Raw genomic sequence first — 17,627 nt, 5'->3', positions numbered from 1 at the left:
TTCAACTGACTTTTTTCAAATCACCTATGATTTTATCCCAGAGGTTTTTCGTTTTCAGTATTAACTCACACACTTCACGAACTGCTCCGTTACCGCCATAGTTTTCGGTAACATAGGCGGAAACTGCCTTAGCATCAGGGTGCCCGTCCCCAACTGTTATGCCAAATCCTACGCGCAGAAGCAGCGGAATATCCACAATGTCATCTCCAACGTAGGCACACTCTGTGTTGCTCAGATTATATCTGGCTTTTAGTTCCTCATACGCTTTAACCTTATCCCAGCACTTTTGATATACGTCAGTGATGCCAAGCTCAGTGGCACGTCTTGTAACTGCCTCAGAGTCTCTTCCGGTTATTATTGCCACATGAAAGCCCTGCTCTTTAAAAACCACTATTCCGTGGCCATCTCTGACGTTAAAACTTTTCATCTCGCTACTGCCGCTGCCAAACACAATCTTGCCGTCTGTCAGCACCCCGTCAACATCTAAAATGAGAAGTTTTACTGGTTTTGCTTTATCTAAAATCCTCTGCTGTTTGTCACTCATTATTTTTTTCCCTTAATCATTATTTATGTAAGCCCTAAAGTTATCACAATCTCAGCACCGCCATCAACATTTCCCACTGTCAGGCTACCGCCCATATTTGTCTCAATTATGGTTTTTGACATGTAAAGACCGATCCCTGTGCCTTCAGTTCCTTTAGTTGTGAAAAACGGTTCAAATATTTTCTCTAATACATCATCAGGAATTCCACCACCATTGTCTCTAACTGAAACGATAACTTTAGATTTATCCTCAGTATTGGTAATATTAATTTCTATAATGCCTTGTATTTCAGGAGCATTTTCCCTTCTTATGATTATCGCATCCTTTGAGTTATTCAAAATATTAAGCAGCACCTGCTTAAATTCATTGGGATAACCTGATGTGGAGGTTAACACATCCTGTCCAGCTTTAACAGAAATTTCTATAGTGCTCTTCCTAAAAATATGCGTAAATATAGATAGCAGTTCATCTACTGCAGCTTTTACATCAAACAAAACTTTTTCCTTTGACGGTATAAAGAAGTTTCGGAAATCATCTATAGTTTTTGACATAAAATCAATTTGCCGCATCGTGGACACAACAATATTGTCAATATATTTATCATCAACTTCTCCATAGGAATAAGCATCTTTTAAATCCTGTATAGTTATTCCTACAGAGTTTATTGGTTGTTTCCACTGGTGGGCAATTAGCCCAATCATCTCACCCATGGACGCCATCTTGGATTGTTGAATTAACAAATGCTCTTGCGTTAAACGTCTGTTTGTCTCCAAAGTTACACGCTCCTCAAGAGTCCTGTTTAACTCCTTTAACTCCTCCTCCATTCGTTTACGCTCAGTGATGTCGTGGGCGATACCTACTGTGCCGATGACCTCGCCATTTTCATCCTTAACAGGTGTCTTGATGGTCTCAATAAAATGCAATAGTCCATTTGCATCCACATATGGCTCTTCTATATGCTTTCTCACACCTGATGCCATCACGGCTTGATCGTCAGCAATATGTTTCTCTGCTAAATCCGTGGGCCAGATATCGAAATCGGTTTTCCCGTTAATTGCATTGGCAGGCATATTAGCGGCCACACGGTGTGCTTCATTGTCTATAATAAACCTGCCCTCCCTGTCCTTGATCCAGGCAAGATCCGGCACATTGTCTATAAGGGTGGACAGCATGGTATAGCTGCGGTATTGTTCCCTTTTCTCTTTGAGCTTGCGCTCTGTAATATCATAGTTTGTTCCAAGCATACGGACAGGGGTACCCTCATGGTCCCGGATTACCATTCCGTTGGCTTTTATATGTTTTACAGTCCCGTTTGGGTGCAGTACTCTGAATTCAGTATCCCACTCTTTTTCGCCCCTTAAAGCCGCTTTGCACTCTTCAACGATCGTATCACGGTCATCAGGATGCAGGCCATTTTGCCATGCCTCTACACCTCCCGGAAACGTTTCCCACGTAAGACCGTAGAGTTGAAGCATCTGGTCATCCCAGGTCATTATGTTATTGGTAACGTCCCAGTCCCATACCCCAATGTTAGCTGAGCTGGTTGCAAATTGAAGGCGCTTTGTAATTAAAAGGATCTCTTGTTCCGCCTGCTTGCGCTCGGTAATGTCGGTACAGGAGCCGATCCACTCCAGAATGCTTCCATCTTTTCTAAAGACAGGAAATCCACGTGCCAGGAAATCCCGATAAACCTCGTCATGTCTGCGCATGCGGAATTCTGTCTCATAGAAGTTTCTTTCAGCCACAGCCTTTTTCCATATCTGCATTGTGTGTTCAACATCATCAGGATGCAGGGCTTTCACCCATCCTGAACCCTTAACCTCTTCATAACTAAGGCCGCAAAATGTCCTGAATGACGGGATGTCCTCTACAACCTCTCCTTCAGCATTAGTCACCCATATAATTTGGCCTGTTATGTTGATATAAGACTTCAGGCGCATTTCGCTTGCAATCACTGCCTCCTCAGCAAGCCTGCGCTTAGCATTGGCAGCATGAATAGAAAAGAAATATTCCCTTATAAAATGAACACCCAACAGCATTAGGCAGGAGATAGTAAAGGCAATTATTTCCGAAACGTCCATGCTTATTTGTCTGCCAGCGGAAAGTATATAAAAAAACAATACTATACGGCGAAAAGCCATCAAAAGCATTGCGGCAGAGATTAATATCCATGCTGTTTTTCGTCCCGTTAAGCGAATCAAAGACAGAGCATATAATCCGACTGATAGCTGCAACCCGATAGATAACAGATATATAATACTGGTAATCATAGTGCCTCTCTTAAATAATAAAGCGGATGGGTATATATATATGCCGACGGGGGGACTCGAACCCCCATAGGTTACCCTACACGCCCCTCAAACGTGCGTGTCTACCAGTTCCACCACATCGGCTTTACAAAAAGTTATTTTACTACAATAAAACTACTTTTTTCAAGTTCAATTTATAACCGCCACCATTATGCAGCTAATCACTCCTCTTCTGCTTTTTTCTTCACAGCGGCTGTCTTTTTCTTTGTCTTTTGCTTATTGGCGGCCACTTTTTTCTTATCAGTTTTTTGTCCGGTTTTTGCCGGCGATTTTTTTACCTCAGTTTTTTTTTTACCGGCATCTGTGCCGCCTATTTTTTCAAGTAATTGTTTGGCCTGCTCAGCCTCCTTTGACTGAGGATGTTCCTCAATTAACTGATGAAGAATAGTCTTAGCCGTTTTTGCGTCCTTAAGTTCGTTAAACGCCATTGCTTGTTTCAACTTTGCTGCGGGAACCTTAGTGCTGCTGGAGTATTTTTTTATCACCACATCAAACCCCAATATAGCATCCTCATAGTTTCCCTCTTTGAAATAGGAATCAGCTATCCAAAAGTGGCAATTTGGGACAAACGGGCTTGCCGGAAACTCCTTTATGACTTTGTTAAATTTCTCTCTTGCCTCTTTTGGTTTACCGGAGAGGAGGTCTTTATAAGCATCTTCATAGAGAGTCTTGGTATCGCCCGTTTCCTCCGGTTTAGCGGCAATTGGTGCCTGTTGCTGCTGTTGAGGAGGAGGCGGTGGTTCCTGCTTCTGGGGCTTTAACTGAGCTTGCGGCAGCGGTTGCTGAGCTACAGGAGTCTGCCGCGGGGTTGTATCAACAGGCTTTCCCTGAAACACCTTTATCTCATTTTCAAGAGCTTCCAGTTGCGCCTTAAGAACATCTCTATCCGTTTTTGTCTCAGCAAACATCCTGTCATCATAGTATTTTCTTTCATCGAAACGCCCTGACAACTGCTGAAGCTCTCTGGTCAGATGTACCACTTTTGAATTCAGTGTCTCCTGATTTTCTCTTATTGCAGAAAGAACGTCGGTCTTTGCTCCTGTTTTTGATGTGTCTGTCATTGACAAACGTTTTTGAATTTCTGTTATCTCCTGCTTTTGCCCCAGTTGGGCTTTTCTCAGTTCGATAATCTCATTTTTCATTGTGTTGTGGTCATCACCCTGAGCACATGCACAAAGAACAGCCAAAGAGGCAACAGAGCATAGTTTCAAAAGTTTTAAACGCAAAATGCGGCCCTCCTATGCTATCTGTTTAAAATGAAGTGCGCCCTTCTGTTCATACCCCAGCAGCTTTCATTTTCTTCAGTGCAAATTGGTTTTTCTTTACCTAAACTCATGGTATCTATCCTCTCGGCAGGTACCCCAAGAGATACAATGAAGTTTTTAACTGACATCGCTCTTTGGTCTCCCAGTGCGAGGTTATATTCGCTTGACCCTCTGTCATCACAATGTCCCTCTATGATAAGTGTAACAGAGGGATGTTTCAGCAGCCAGTCTGATTTTAACCTCAAAGACGCCTTGTCCTCCTCCAATATATCGTACTTATTGTAGGGAAAATGCACATCTGTAAAGATTGTATTCATTACATTTTTCAGTTGCTCATCTGTTAAGGACTTATCACTTATCCCCTCTTTGTTGAGTGAAATGCCATCGTCTGTTCTTTGCGACTTTACAGTTTTCTGTTTTTGGCTGTCGTCTTTCACTGTGGCATCGCTTGCACAACCCGCTACAAATACCAAAAGCGACATGACCAATACTAAATATTTCATCAGTGTTCCCCCTTAGGTTTAATGTGACCATGAAGGGCCAAAGGCCCTTATGTTTCTTGGAGTTATCCTCCGCTGCTGTTGTCCGTCTGAGTTCATTATATATACGCCCTTTGAGCCGTCACGCGTGGATGTGAAGGTTATGTATCTGCCGTCAGGCGAAAAAGATGGTTCGTCATTTGTCCCCTCCTGGGTTAACTGAGCCAGTGAGGTGCCGTCAGGATTTACCGTAAATACCTGGAACTGTCCCCCTCGCATTGAGGCAAACACTATCTTATCTCCTGCGGGTGACCACTCAGGAGATGTGCTATAGTTACCTTCATAGGATATTCTCCTTACATCAGAGCCATCAAAAGACATAGTGTATATTTGTGGGGTCGTGCTCTTGTCAGATACAAATGCTATCCGGCTGCCGTCAGGAGAGGGGGATGGAGAGACCTCTATGCCGTCTGAGTAAGTAATCCGGCTTAAAACTTTCGTTGTAAGATGCAGCATGTAAATGTCCGGAGAACCTTTGCTTGATGATGACAACAGAAGGTACTTGCCATCCGGAGTAAAATCTCCGGCAAGGTTGGTTCCCGATGAGGAAAAGAAAACGGATTCCGCCGCACTGTCAAAATCCAGCATGAATATCGCCCATTTGCCATTTCTCAGTGATGAGTAGGCTAACTTCTTACCACCCGGAGCCCAGTGTGGTTTCATCGTAATACTGCCGCGGCTTACTATCCTTTTCATCCTCTGTCCGTCATAGTCCATAAGGTAAATTGAGCCGCCCTCACTGCCCTGGGCTACAAAGGCGATTTTTGAGCTGAAAATTCCCTTCTGGCCGGTTATTGCCTCATATATGTCATCGGCTATGCGGTGGGCAAGGGGTCTTATTAAATCCTTTCTTGTTACATATTTCTTTTTCATCATTGCATTCGCCTCTGAAACATCATATACGGTTACAGTGGCACTAATCTCCCCGTTTGGGCTCATCTCAAGGGTACCTTTTACAACTGCATCGACACCGAGCGGTCTCCAGTTGTTAGGACTGAATGGCGCACCCGGACCCTCTACTTGTCTGGGCTTTTCTAACATTGTAAATACACCGGTAAAACCCAAATCGGACTCTACAGTGTCTGAGACCTCTTTACCCTCCACAAGGCCTGGAAAGTCCTGTACGGCAACGGGCATCTTCCTCATCCCAGGCGATGTTATGTCCACATACAGCCGTGCATCGGCACTTGCATAAAACAACACGGTGGTTAAGAAAACGAACCCTACAAACATTTTTCTCATAGTCAAACTCAATCCCCCATAAAATTGTTAAAAGTCATCCTTAAAGTTAACACCTAATTCAAAATTATCATAAGGCGGCTGCGGCAAAGGAACCGATTTTGTCACAGCGGCAAGGGCAGAGCGATCATAAAAAGTATTTCCTGATTTCTTTTCAAGCTGTACGTTTTCGATTTGGCCATTCCTCCTTATTGTAAAGGTAACCACAGCAAGCAGCCCTTTTTTACCTGCCTCAGGATAGACCCATCTCTTTTTAATGTGGGCACTGACAGCCGACGCATACTCATCCGTTATGACGTTACCGGTTGAGGGCATTGCCCCTTCACCGGTGCCTGAGGCAAGTTGGCCCGGCTTTGCTTTTGATACACCCACATCTACAACCGCCCTTTGCATAGCGTGCTGTTGTAGTTTCTTTTTAGCTTTCAGTGCCGCTATCCTGTCCTCAACAGAAGAGGTATCCTCTTTAGAGGTTTCTTGCTTTGAGGGTTTCTCCTCCGGTTTTACTTTTGGTTTTTGCGATTCCTTTGGTTTTTCCGGCCTTTCATCCTTAACTCTTTCTTTGGGCGGTTCTATGCCCTTGTCTTTTTCAACGTGTTTTTCCGGTTTTTTAACCTCTACTTTAGGTTTTTCTGGTTTCTTAGGCTCTTCTTTGGGCTTTTCCGGTTTTACCTTTTTTTTGGCCACAGGTTCTTTTAGCTCGGTTTTGGCGGGTTTTTCAGGTTCAGCCTTAGGTGGTTTTGCCTCAGCCTCCTTGACCTCAGCCTGTTCTTTCAGCTCTTTGGCCTCTTGTTCTTTTTTTTCAGCTTTGGGGGCTTTTGGCGGCTCCCCCTTTGAAGGCAGATTAGCAGGTGACATTTTAGGCACAGAGACAAGGTTTACGGTATAAGCCTTCGGCATGTTAAAAGCCGGATGTCTGTTAGCTATATAAACCAGCAGCATAAAGGCCGCAGCGTGAATAATCAGAGATGCAACAGCAGCTAACTGAATACTCGGTTGCTTCATTATTTTTCATTTACTTTTGGTTCAGTAACAAGGCCAAGCTTTTCTATGCCTGCCGCTTTTATTTCAGCCATTATTTCGGCTACCCGGCCATAGGGGACGGTTTTATCTGCTTCAAGATACACATCAGGGTTTACTGTGCTGACATTTCTAAGCTTATCAATCAGAGATTCCTCAGTCATCTTTTCCGTGTTGAGGTAAAGCACACCGTCTTTTTTTATACTGACAGTGAATCTCTCCTGATTTGGAAGTGATGTGCCTTTGGTTTTTGGTAACTCAATATCCATGCCCTGTTTCATCATAGGAGCCGTAACCATAAAAATCACCAGCAAGACCAGCATAACGTCAACAAGTGGGGTTACATTTATCTCCGAGAGGGCAGACCTATTTTTTTCTACTTTCAATAATCAGTCCCTCAAAAAAAGCTTGCAGGTCTTCTGAAAAATCCTCCATCTCAACAATCATTCTCTTTGCCATGCTGAGATAGTAGTTATAACCGATAACAGCAGGTATGGCTGTAGCAAGACCTGCGGCAGTAGTAATAAGAGCCTCTGCTATACCGGGGGCTACCACGGCAAGGGATGCCGAACCGGCTGCCCCTATTCCTTTAAAGGCGTTCATAATACCCCAAACTGTACCGAACAGCCCTATAAATGGTGTTGTTGAACCTGTTGTAGCAAGAAAGTTCAAATATCTCTCAAGATTAGCGGTTTCAAGTGCACCGTATCTGTTTAACGCTCTTCTTATGCCATCTGTCCCTGACACATCCCGGTCTTCATAGACTGAGGTATAGATATTTGCAAGAGGGCTTACTGTGCATGACCTGGCCAATTTATTTAGCCCGCCAGGCTCCTTACCCGCTCTGAAGTATCTTACAAAATCGTTGGATTCCCGCTTGGCCTTTGAAAAGAAACGCCACTTATAAATTATTATGCCCCACGACACCACTGAAAACACTAACAGTGTCAACATTACAAACTTGACAACGTAACCTGCTTGCAGAATTAAATTTATTACTGTCTGTTCCATTCCAAATCAATTAACATTGTACACTATTAAATCTTATAAAGTCAAATTACTTTTTTTGTAAGCCGTAAATTTAAATCAGGACGCACCCCTCGATGAGTTTGTTTTTAATCCGGTTGAAAACATTGATGGAAATACGCTAAAATCCAATATCAGAGAACATATGAGCGAGGAAACATACATAGCTTGAAATCGGTTAATGAAATCACAAAGGATGCGGGATGCACATCGTTAATCAATATAAACGTCCTGTATTAAACCGCACAGAAAAAGACAAAGGTGCATACTATGAAACCATATTCCATCTAAAGAGAAACTATTGACGTTATCTCAGAAACAAATCATAAACGTTGAAAACGTGCTGCGTAATGCCTTAAGACGGAAATTGCAAAATCATAATCCAGAACCAGCCTATATGCCATTTCATACAAGGTTACTTGGTAAAGACACACTCGCCTTATATTCTTTTATACATTCTTTAAACACAAGTTTTGGCACAAGTATCTTTGAACCGGTTGCATTAGCGCTATCATCCTCAAATTTTGTATCTGCAGAATCACAACAGTCTGTGGGAAAACAAATTTCAACTGAAGCGCACAGGGTTATTCAAAACATTATTGACGCATTAGCAACCGCTAACATAGCACCAAGTAAACAAGAGGAAGTCAATGCAATCAGAGCGGTTTGCACGCATGGAGAGATGAAAACCGTAAAGCTGACAAAAGCCGACATTAAACTCGTTTCGCACGATGGCACAATTTATTTCATTGATCTTAAAACAGCAAAACTAAACGCCGGTGAATTTAAGGGGTTCAAACGAACCCTATTAGAATGGGTAGCTGCAACACTTGCAGTGTACCCAACCGCAAATGTCCAGACACTCGTTGCGATACCGTATAATCCTTATGAACCTCAACCCTATAGCCGCTGGATGATGCGCGGGATGTTAGACATTAATAGCGAATTGAAGGTAGCCGATGAGTTTTGGGATTTTCTTGGTGGTAGTGGTACATATCAGGTTTTACTCGATATCTTTGAAAGAACAGGGATTGAATTGCGGGATGAAATTAACGATTATTTTGCGAAATATAGTTAGTGAAGACTGAAAAACAAATAAGGACTTCAAAAATCAAATGAAATCACTAACACAAAACTTAAAAAACGGAGTGATCTCCTTTACAGAGACACCGGTGCCGCAAGTAGGCAGGGAGTCTGTTGTTGTAAAGAGCGCACTTAGTCTGATATCAACTGGCACGGAGCGTATGCTTTTAGAGTTTGGCAGAGGCTCACTGATAGAAAAGGTAAAGAGTCAGCCTGAGAAAGTAAATCAGGTTATTAATAAGATTAAAACAGACGGCCTTATGCCTACACTTGATGCTGTAAGGGCAAAACTCGATGACGGCATTGTGCCCGGGTACTCTCTTGTTGGAGAGGTATTTAGCGTAGGCCGTAATGTAGATGGGTTTTATCGCGGTGACAGAGTGGTTTGTAACGGAGGGCACGCTGAGTTTGTCTGTGTGTCAAAAAACCTTGCTGCCAGAATTCCCGATAACGTTTCTGATGAATCAGCTGTGTTTACAGTTGTGGGCGCAATTGCGCTTCAGGGGATACGTCTGTTAAATCCTGCGCTTGGCGAGAGCATTTGTGTAATTGGTCTTGGATTAGTTGGGCAACTGACAGTACAACTTCTTATCGCCTGTGGGTGCCGGGTTTTTGGGATTGATATAAATGCGGATAAGGTGAAACTCGCGGAGAGTTTCGGAGCGGTTGGATTTACGCTTTCTGGGAATGAATCACCGGTTGAGGCCGCACTGGCATTTAGCCGCGGGATGGGGATGGATGGAGTTATAGTGGCAGCTTCAACCAAAAGCACTGAGCCTGTTGACTATGCAGCGGAGATGAGTAAAAAGCGTGGAAAAATCGTTCTTACCGGAGTAACCGGACTTGAGCTTAAAAGAAGACCGTTTTACGATAAAGAGCTGACCTTTCAGGTGTCGTGCTCATACGGCCCGGGAAGATATGACAGAGGGTATGAGGAGCTTGGTAAAGATTATCCCTTTGGATACGTAAGGTGGACACTTAAGAGAAATTTTGAAGCAGTTTTAGATATGATGACTGCCGGTAAAATTGATGTTAAACCACTGATTAGCCACTCTTTTCCTTTTACTGATGCCGTAAAAGCCTATGACCTTCTTATGGCTGAAAATCCCCTTGGCATAGTGCTGCAGTATGAAAAGGACACGCCAAAGCCTGATTTTAGTATAGAGCTTGATAGCAAACCGGTAAGCGGCAGGTCTGAAAAACCCGTAATTGGATACATTGGGGTTGGGAATTTTGCAAAACAGGTGCTTTTACCAAATTTAAGGAACTCCGGGGAAGCTCTTAAAACAATAGCAAGTGCAAGTGGCGGCAACGTGTCAGCTTTGGGACGGAAATTTGGCTTTGCAGTTGCCACATCAGAGTATTCACGGGTATTTGAAGATAGCGGTATCAACACGGTGTTTATTTCTACACGGCACGGGAGCCACGCTGAGCTTGTGGTAAGAGCACTGCGGAGTGGCAAAAATGTTTTTGTTGAAAAACCACTTGCATTAAATGAAGCTGAACTAAGAGATATAATTGATGCCCACAAGAATTCAAACGGAATTTTACTTGTAGGATTTAACAGAAGATTTTCAGTATTCAGCAAAAAACTCAAAGAGTCATTAAGCTCAAAATCCGACCCTCTGTGTATCAATATAATGGTAAATGCGGGCGTAATAGAGGGCAGCCACTGGGTACATGACGCTGAGAGCGGAGGCGGCAGGATAATTGGGGAGGCGTGTCATTTTATAGATTTAATCAGATATTTTACTGGATCTGGAATTACAGAGGTTTACTCTATAAGCACACACGGGCACAGCGTCACCGACACTGATAAAATGTGTATAACTATAAAATGCTCGGACGGTTCAATCGGTACGATTAATTATTTTTCAAACGGCAGCAAAGCCTATCCCAAAGAACGCATAGAGGTGTTTTCAGAGGGACGGGTGTATGTGATAGATAATTTCAAATCTCTAACTTGCTTTGGCAAAGGCAAGAGCCACAAGCAATTTGCTCAGGACAAAGGACACGTCAGGGAGATTACTGAGTTTTTGAGGGCAGTAGAGACAGGCAACAAATCCCCTATTCCTTTTGATGAACTGATTGAAATCACACTGTCCTCATTTGCCGCCGTTGAGTCTTCAAAGACCGGAAAACCGGTAACCGTGGAATTAAAAGCGAAGAATACATGATAAGGGGAAGGACTCTGTCCTTCCCCTTAGACCCTAACCTGCACGGGGAAATGATTTCCCCGTGACCCCTCGGTTATGATGTTAGCGATTGGTAGGTTTAATTTAATGTTTTGTAGGTTTTCTTGTAGGTAAAGACTTTTTTAACCGGCGTTCCGCCGAATTTTTATCAGGGGAATTTTTCAATTGTTTGATGTCCTCTATGACCCTATCGAAATCGCTGGTCTGCTCCTGAGCCTCAACTAGCCGTCTCTCAGCCTCAAATTTCTCAAACTCTTGCTCTGAGTGCTCTTGCGCCAATTCATGTGATACCTTGCCTGCGTGGGTCAAAATGTTTTGTTCGTTGAATTCAAGAAAGGCATCGAGTTTTTTTACCCAATCGGACATGTGCATGGGTTTGCGATTCTTAGCCTGAAGCTCGGCATAGTCCAGATACATGTTGACTATCCGGTTTAGCTCACGCAATTCATCCTCAGTCAGATAGTTCTTAGCTATTGTAATGTCGGTTTTACGAATCTGTCCGTGGGGAGCGTTTTTCCATGTCGTAAGCCCCATATTTGGCATTTTTGCATCTGCTCTGTGTTTTATAACCTCGGCGGCAGTCTGTCCGTGAATTGCCCAGTGTAGCTTATTCTGTACGGTGGCATAAAATGTCAGAGTAATCTTTACATTTGGTTCATAATCAATGCTAGTTGAGTATATATCCGTTATTTTCTGATAGAAACGCCTCTCGGAGGCGCGGATTGACCGGATTCGCTCAAGGAGCTCATCGAAATAATCATCCACTGGTGTGCGGCCTTCTTTCAGCCGTTCATCGTCAAGAACAAATCCCTTAACAATATACTCCTTCAGGGTCTGAGTTGCCCACTGCCGGAATCTCGTGCCTTGTTGTGAGCGAACTCTGTACCCGACAGCAAGAATCATGTCAAGGTTGTAATGATTAACATCACGCTGAATCTTACGTTTACCCTCAATTTGAACTATTAAGTATTTCTTAATAGTTGCCTCAGGTGAGAGTTCACCTTCCTCAAAAATGCTGGAAATATGAATGTTTACGTTTGGTACACTGGTTTGGTAGAGTTCGGCAAGTTCACGTTGGGTTAACCATACAGTATTTCCGGCAAGGCGAACCTGAAGTCGCAGTGCGCCATCTTTGTATATCAAAATGTTCCTCTCAGGATTGTCTTGAGGTGAATGATTTTTATCTTTTCCATTTGTTTGCGTCATGAAATGCTCCCCGTTAAATAGATGCTACATTTTAACACTTTTTTACAACTTATGATATAATTACATCTGAGGAATATGTAAAACTGAAACACTATAGGGGGATATTATAATGGAAAGACGCGATTTTTTAAAAAGCGGAGCTGCTTTGACTGCCCTTGCCGCCGCTTCTGTTTTTGATGCTAAAGGTGTTCAGGCAGCAGACGATACTCAAGCCACAGTGAAACGCTACCAGGAAATCGGGAAAACCGGTCTTAAAATGAGTGACATATCGTTTGGAGGTGGGCATATTCCAGCTGCCTCTATGGTACTTCGCGCAATTGATCGCGGGATAAACTACTTTGACACCGCTCCCGATTACGGACGCTCTGAGGAATTTATTGGCGAGGCAATGAAAAATATAAAGCGCGATAAGATTATCATAGCCTCTAAATTTTGTAACCAACTCCCTTATCCTGCACATCTTCCGGCAGGCTCTTCAAAAGAGATGTACGTTAAGTCGGTAGAGGATAGCCTCAAGCGGATGAAAACCGACTACCTTGACTTTTGCTTTGTACATGCCATAGGGGAGATGAACAAAGAGAAAGATGCCGAAATGAAACGCCTCTTTGATGAAAATATGTTCTCAGCTGTGGACTCTCTTAAAAAAAGTGGTAAGATAAAGTTTCTTGCTGTATCCTCTCACGGCCCATCAAACATGGAATCACTTCTGATGGAGGCTGTTAAAAGTGGAAAATTCGATATGATTATGACATCTTTTAATTTTATGAAATTCCCGCAGCTCCCGGATGTAATAAAAGAAGCTAAAAAACATAGCGTAGGCGTCATAGCCATGAAAACCCTTGCCGGAGCAAAAGATATGAACCTTGAGTTTAAGGGCGCTGACTTTGCACAGTCTGCGCTTAAATGGACACTGAAACACCCGGAGGTTAACGGTCTCATTGTTACAATTAAAAGCATAAGTGATCTCGATAACTACCTCCCTGCCTCAGGAAAGGATTTTACGGCACGCGATGAACACATATTACAGAAATATGCCGCTCTCTACGGCTCAAGCTACTGCCGCACTGGCTGTGACTCCTGTCAGTCGGCATGCCAGTACGGAGTGGAAATTGCCTCGGCTTTAAGATACACAATGTACTTTCACGATTACGGGATGGAAAAACGCGCTATGACCTCTTATGCCTCACTTAAAAACAAAGCCGATATATGCAGCACTTGTACGACTAAATCGTGCACCAGCGCCTGTCCGTATGGGCTCCCGGTAGGTGAGATGCTTTTAGAGGCACACAGATCTTTAACTTTTGAGGGGTCAGCGACCCCAGACGGCTCAGACCCTGTCATAGTATGAGAACTGCTTCAAACATTGCCTCATATTCGCTGTTAGGGCTATTGCCGATAATTGCGGCGGTAATTTATCTTACCGGACAGCACTATGATCCTGCAGTTATTGACTTTAAGTCTCATGGTTCAGGCGTTAGCCTGCCCGCTTCAATTGATGATTTAAAACAGCTGCCAAATCCGCGCTCTTTTTCTAAGGATAACCTCTATGAGTATATTGATGGCCACGCTGATTATTTCATCGGTAACGGTTTTGTATCACTCAACGTTGTTGAGTATATTAAAACGAATGGAAATCCGGCAAGTCCTGACATCACTGTGGAGGTTTATGACATGTCGCTGCCAATTCAGGCCTTTGGCGTACTGACAGGAGAGCTGTCCGAGGGTGCAGAGTCCGTTGAAATTGGAAACATGGGATATATGACCTCAAAAGGAATAAATTTCTTCACAGGCCGATACTTTGTTAAAGTCACGTCTTTTTCCGGCGGTTTTGATATAAAAACTATTGCAGGTAAAATAGCAGCCTCAGTTAACCCAAATCCTGAACCGTTCCCACTTTTTGCCGCATTTCCTGATGTCGGCACTCCGACCGCCATACGCTTCATAAAGGAGAGCTACCGCGGAGTTGATTTTATGAAAAATGTTCTTGAGCGGGAATACACCATCGTCAGCAAGCATGTTACCATTGCTCTGTTAAGTGCTACAAAAGAAAACTCAGCAGTAATTATTCAGCAAACAATATCGTTTTTAAATAAGTCTAAGGTAAAGTTTGAAGAGGTAGCACACACCAACGCTAAGTACTACAAGATAACTGACCCCTACGAAGGAACCTGGTATCTGATACCAAACGGAGAACGGGTGTTTGCCCTGTACGGAGATGTGGATGACGGGATTATCGGCAAGGTTATTAAACAATGATTAGCATAGTAAACAAATCAGTCAGTTAGCAGGGCAACAAATTTGCTCTCTACAGAAATCAGTATGTATATATTAAGAATAAGTTACAAGCTTTTTTGTTATGAATCCGCTCGGCTGCTCATTTCCATGTAGCGACGCACCCCAGTTTGCGCTTATGATAACGTACGGATGGAACATCAATGCCTCTATAAATAACGTACACTAATGTAAATTTTTTCTGCCTTAATCATTCTGTCTTTGTTTACCAAAACGCAGATTATGCCATGCGACAGCAGCTCCCGTTGACTTCAAACTGAATAATGGTGTAGCTTATCATCTGTCTACTGATTTGGTGGAGCATCACATGCTATTTTGGAGGTGTAGTATGGTAGTTATCTCTAAGTCAAACAAATTAAAAAAAGGGTTTTTAGTAATGGTTGTAATGCTAACAGTGCTTATACCAGCGCTGTCCCATGCTGATTACACTTGGACAGCACAAACAAGCGCCGGTAGCAGACATTGGCAGACAATAGCGTCATCATCGGACGGCACTAAACTTGCTGCTGGTGATTATTGGGGTGGCTATATATATACCTCAATGGATTCAGGCGCTACATGGACTGCGCAAACAAGCGCTGGCAGCAGATGGTGGTGGTCAATAGCGTCATCATCGGACGGCACTAAACTTGCGGCTGGTGACTCTGAAGGCTATATTTACACCTCAGCCGATTCAGGCGCTACATGGACTGCACGAACAAGCGCTGGCAGCAGATGGTCATGGTGGATCTCAATAACGTCATCATCGGACGGCACTAAACTTGCTGCTGTAGAAAATCAAGGGTATATTTATACCTCAACCGATTCAGGCGTTACATGGACTGAGCAAACAAGCGCTGGCAGCAGATCTTGGTACTCAATAGCGTCATCATCGGATGGCACTAAACTTGCGACTTTTGATGGTAATGAAGGCTATATATATACCTCGACGGATTCAGGTGCTACATGGACTGCGCAAACAAGTGCTGGCAACAGATTTTGGGAATCAATAGCGTCATCATCAGACGGCACTAAACTTGCGGCTGTTGATTATTATGGTCCTTTATATTTAGGTGGCTATATATACACCTCAACAGATTCAGGCGCTACATGGACTGCACAAACAAATGCTGGCGGCAGAAATTGGGAGACAATAGCGTCGTCATCGGACGGCACTAAACTCGCTGCAGGAGCTTATCGCGGATATATTTACACAGGCGTTTCATCAGGGTCATCCTCAACACTCACACACACGATTACAGCGCCGACAACAACATCGGTCTCTCGTGGTGGTAACGTGGGCCCATTTTCCTCAACCATTACCAACAACACAAGTTCCACCTATTACACGTATGCCTATATTTACACAGCCAATGGCATCTGGTGGGCTCAAACCAACGGGCAAACTATATCAGCAGGACAGACATTTTCTGCAAGCAATCTGAATATATATGTTCCATACACTGCTTCTACAGGTACTAATTATTATTTTGAAATAGTTTATGATTCAAGTTGGAATCAGTACGATTACGAGTATTTTACTTATACTGTCTATTAAGACAGTTTGGTAAAAGGTGGTGAGCCAGTGCAAACACAGATAGTGTTTGTGTTGCTTAGTCACCACAAAAATTAATTTTGTCATATATGGGCATATCAAATATGTTATTTTGGAGGTATAGTTTGTTATTTAAACAAATTTTAAAAGGGTTTTTAGTAATGGCTGTAATGCTAACAGTGATTATACCAACAGTATCGCAAGCAGATTACACTTGGACTGCGCAAACAAGTGCTGGCAGCGGAGGTTGGGCCTCAATAGCGTCATCAGCGAACGGCACCAAACTTGTGGCTGTTGGTAATTATGGTACTTCAGGCAGCTATATTTATACCTCAACCGATTCAGGCGCTACATGGACAGCGCAAACAAGTGCTGGCGGCAGATATTGGCACTCAATAGCGTCATCAGCGAACGGCACCAAACTTGTGGCTGGGAATAGTGGGAATAATGGTTATGATTATGGTGGCTATATATACACCTCAACCGATTCAGGCGCTACATGGACAGCGCAAACAAGCGCTGGTGCAAGACTTTGGTACTCAATAGCGTCATCATCGGACGGCACTAAACTTGCGGCTGGTGATTATTATGGTTCAGGTTCAGGCGGCTATATATACACCTCAACGGATTCAGGTGCTACGTGGACTGCGCAAACAAGTGCTGGCAACAGATTTTGGAGGTCAATAACGTCATCATCGGACGGCACCAAACTTGCGGCTGTGGCTTATGGAAGCTATATTTATACCTCAACCAATTCAGGTGCTACATGGACTGCGCAAACAAGCGCTGGTATAAAAGGTTGGTGCTCGATGGCGTCTTCATCAGATGGTTCTAAACTTGCTGCCGGGGATAGTTATATTAGCTATGGTAGTTCTGTTGGGTATATATACACCTCAACCGATTCAGGTGCAACATGGACAGCTCAAACAAGCGCTGGTAGCAGATGGTGGTACTCAATAGCGTCATCATCGGACGGCACTAAACTTGCGGCTGTTGATGCGAATACCGGTGGCTATATATACACTGGAGTAGATAGTTCCACTTCATCCTCAACACTCACACACACACTTACAGCGCCGACCACAACATCGGTCTCTCGTGGTGGTAACGTGGGCCCATTTTCCTCAACCATTACCAACAACACAAGTTCCACCTATTACACGTATGCCTATATTTACACAGCCAATGGCATCTGGTGGGCTCAAACCAACGGGCAAACTATATCAGCAGGACAGACATTTTCTGCAAGCAATCTGAATATATATGTTCCATACACTGCTTCTACAGGTACTTATTATTATTTTGAAATAGTTTATGATTCAAGTTGGAATCAGTACGAGTACAAGTATTTTACTTATACTGTCTATTAAACTGCGAC

At 43.4% G+C, this 17,627-nt stretch carries 15 protein-coding genes and 1 tRNA gene; 6 read left to right on the top strand and 10 right to left on the bottom strand.

Features of this window, described 5'->3' with window-relative positions; all coding sequences use genetic code 11:
• Position 1: 1 nt before the first annotated feature.
• The 9 genes from HQK88_05600 to HQK88_05560 form a co-directional block, all read right to left on the bottom strand.
• Positions 2–544, bottom strand: coding sequence for an HAD-IIIA family hydrolase (locus tag HQK88_05600; protein ID MBF0616276.1), 543 nt, complete (start codon positions 542–544; stop codon positions 2–4).
• 23 nt (positions 545–567) lie between these two features.
• Positions 568–2,814 (bottom strand): PAS domain-containing protein, encoded by a 2,247-nt coding sequence (locus HQK88_05595; GenBank protein MBF0616275.1) that lies wholly within the window; start codon positions 2,812–2,814, stop codon positions 568–570.
• 41 nt (positions 2,815–2,855) lie between these two features.
• Positions 2,856–2,937: transfer RNA gene (locus tag HQK88_05590), tRNA-Leu, on the bottom strand.
• 77 nt (positions 2,938–3,014) lie between these two features.
• The gene (ybgF, locus tag HQK88_05585) at positions 3,015–4,079 is read right to left on the bottom strand and encodes a tol-pal system protein YbgF (GenBank protein ID MBF0616274.1); all 1,065 of its coding nucleotides are present in this window, start codon (positions 4,077–4,079) and stop codon (positions 3,015–3,017) included.
• 17 nt (positions 4,080–4,096) lie between these two features.
• Entirely contained in the window at positions 4,097–4,621 is a 525-nt protein-coding gene (locus HQK88_05580; protein MBF0616273.1) for an OmpA family protein, read from the bottom strand.
• Between the two features lie 18 nt (positions 4,622–4,639).
• Positions 4,640–5,899 carry a Tol-Pal system beta propeller repeat protein TolB gene (gene tolB, locus HQK88_05575; protein MBF0616272.1) on the bottom strand — a complete coding sequence of 420 codons (1,260 nt, stop codon included), beginning with the start codon at positions 5,897–5,899 and terminating at the stop codon, positions 4,640–4,642.
• Positions 5,900–5,926: 27 nt separating this feature from the next.
• Positions 5,927–6,898, bottom strand: coding sequence for a cell envelope integrity protein TolA (locus HQK88_05570; protein ID MBF0616271.1), 972 nt, complete (start codon positions 6,896–6,898; stop codon positions 5,927–5,929).
• Positions 6,898–7,236, bottom strand: a complete 339-nt coding sequence (locus tag HQK88_05565) for a biopolymer transporter ExbD (protein ID MBF0616270.1) — start codon at positions 7,234–7,236, stop codon at positions 6,898–6,900. The genes HQK88_05570 and HQK88_05565 overlap by 1 nt, the downstream gene beginning before the upstream one ends.
• Before the next feature lie 43 nt (positions 7,237–7,279).
• Positions 7,280–7,924, bottom strand: coding sequence for a MotA/TolQ/ExbB proton channel family protein (locus tag HQK88_05560; GenBank protein ID MBF0616269.1), 645 nt, complete (start codon positions 7,922–7,924; stop codon positions 7,280–7,282).
• Between the two features lie 316 nt (positions 7,925–8,240).
• Here HQK88_05560 and HQK88_05555 point away from each other — a divergent pair, with 316 nt between their 5' ends.
• Positions 8,241–9,017, top strand: coding sequence for a TdeIII family type II restriction endonuclease (locus HQK88_05555; protein MBF0616268.1), 777 nt, complete (start codon positions 8,241–8,243; stop codon positions 9,015–9,017).
• Positions 9,018–9,054: 37 nt separating this feature from the next.
• Positions 9,055–11,199 (top strand): bi-domain-containing oxidoreductase, encoded by a 2,145-nt coding sequence (locus HQK88_05550; protein ID MBF0616267.1) that lies wholly within the window; start codon positions 9,055–9,057, stop codon positions 11,197–11,199.
• A 102-nt stretch (positions 11,200–11,301) separates the two neighbouring features.
• On the opposite strand, the gene HQK88_05545 is transcribed toward HQK88_05550, so the two are convergent.
• Positions 11,302–12,423 (bottom strand): virulence RhuM family protein, encoded by a 1,122-nt coding sequence (locus HQK88_05545; GenBank protein MBF0616266.1) that lies wholly within the window; start codon positions 12,421–12,423, stop codon positions 11,302–11,304.
• 109 nt (positions 12,424–12,532) lie between these two features.
• On the opposite strand from HQK88_05545, the gene HQK88_05540 reads away from it, so the two are divergent.
• The 4 genes from HQK88_05540 to HQK88_05525 all read left to right on the top strand — a co-directional run bounded on the left by HQK88_05540 (position 12,533) and on the right by HQK88_05525 (position 17,619).
• Entirely contained in the window at positions 12,533–13,771 is a 1,239-nt protein-coding gene (locus tag HQK88_05540; protein MBF0616265.1) for an aldo/keto reductase, read from the top strand.
• A complete protein-coding gene (locus HQK88_05535; protein ID MBF0616264.1) occupies positions 13,768–14,679 on the top strand; it encodes a hypothetical protein in 912 nt (303 codons plus the stop codon). The genes HQK88_05540 and HQK88_05535 overlap by 4 nt, the downstream gene beginning before the upstream one ends.
• Before the next feature lie 364 nt (positions 14,680–15,043).
• Positions 15,044–16,252: a hypothetical protein gene (locus HQK88_05530; GenBank protein MBF0616263.1), complete on the top strand. Its 1,209-nt coding sequence runs from the start codon at positions 15,044–15,046 to the stop codon at positions 16,250–16,252.
• Positions 16,253–16,374: 122 nt separating this feature from the next.
• The gene (locus tag HQK88_05525; GenBank protein ID MBF0616262.1) at positions 16,375–17,619 is read left to right on the top strand and encodes a hypothetical protein; all 1,245 of its coding nucleotides are present in this window, start codon (positions 16,375–16,377) and stop codon (positions 17,617–17,619) included.
• Positions 17,620–17,627: the final 8 nt, after the last annotated feature.

Source organism: Nitrospirota bacterium, from assembly GCA_015233895.1.
Taxonomy (GTDB): Bacteria; Nitrospirota; Thermodesulfovibrionia; order Thermodesulfovibrionales; family Magnetobacteriaceae; genus Magnetomonas.
The sequence above is the reverse complement of the archived record's forward strand: the minus strand, read 5'-3'. Positions and strand labels throughout refer to the sequence as shown.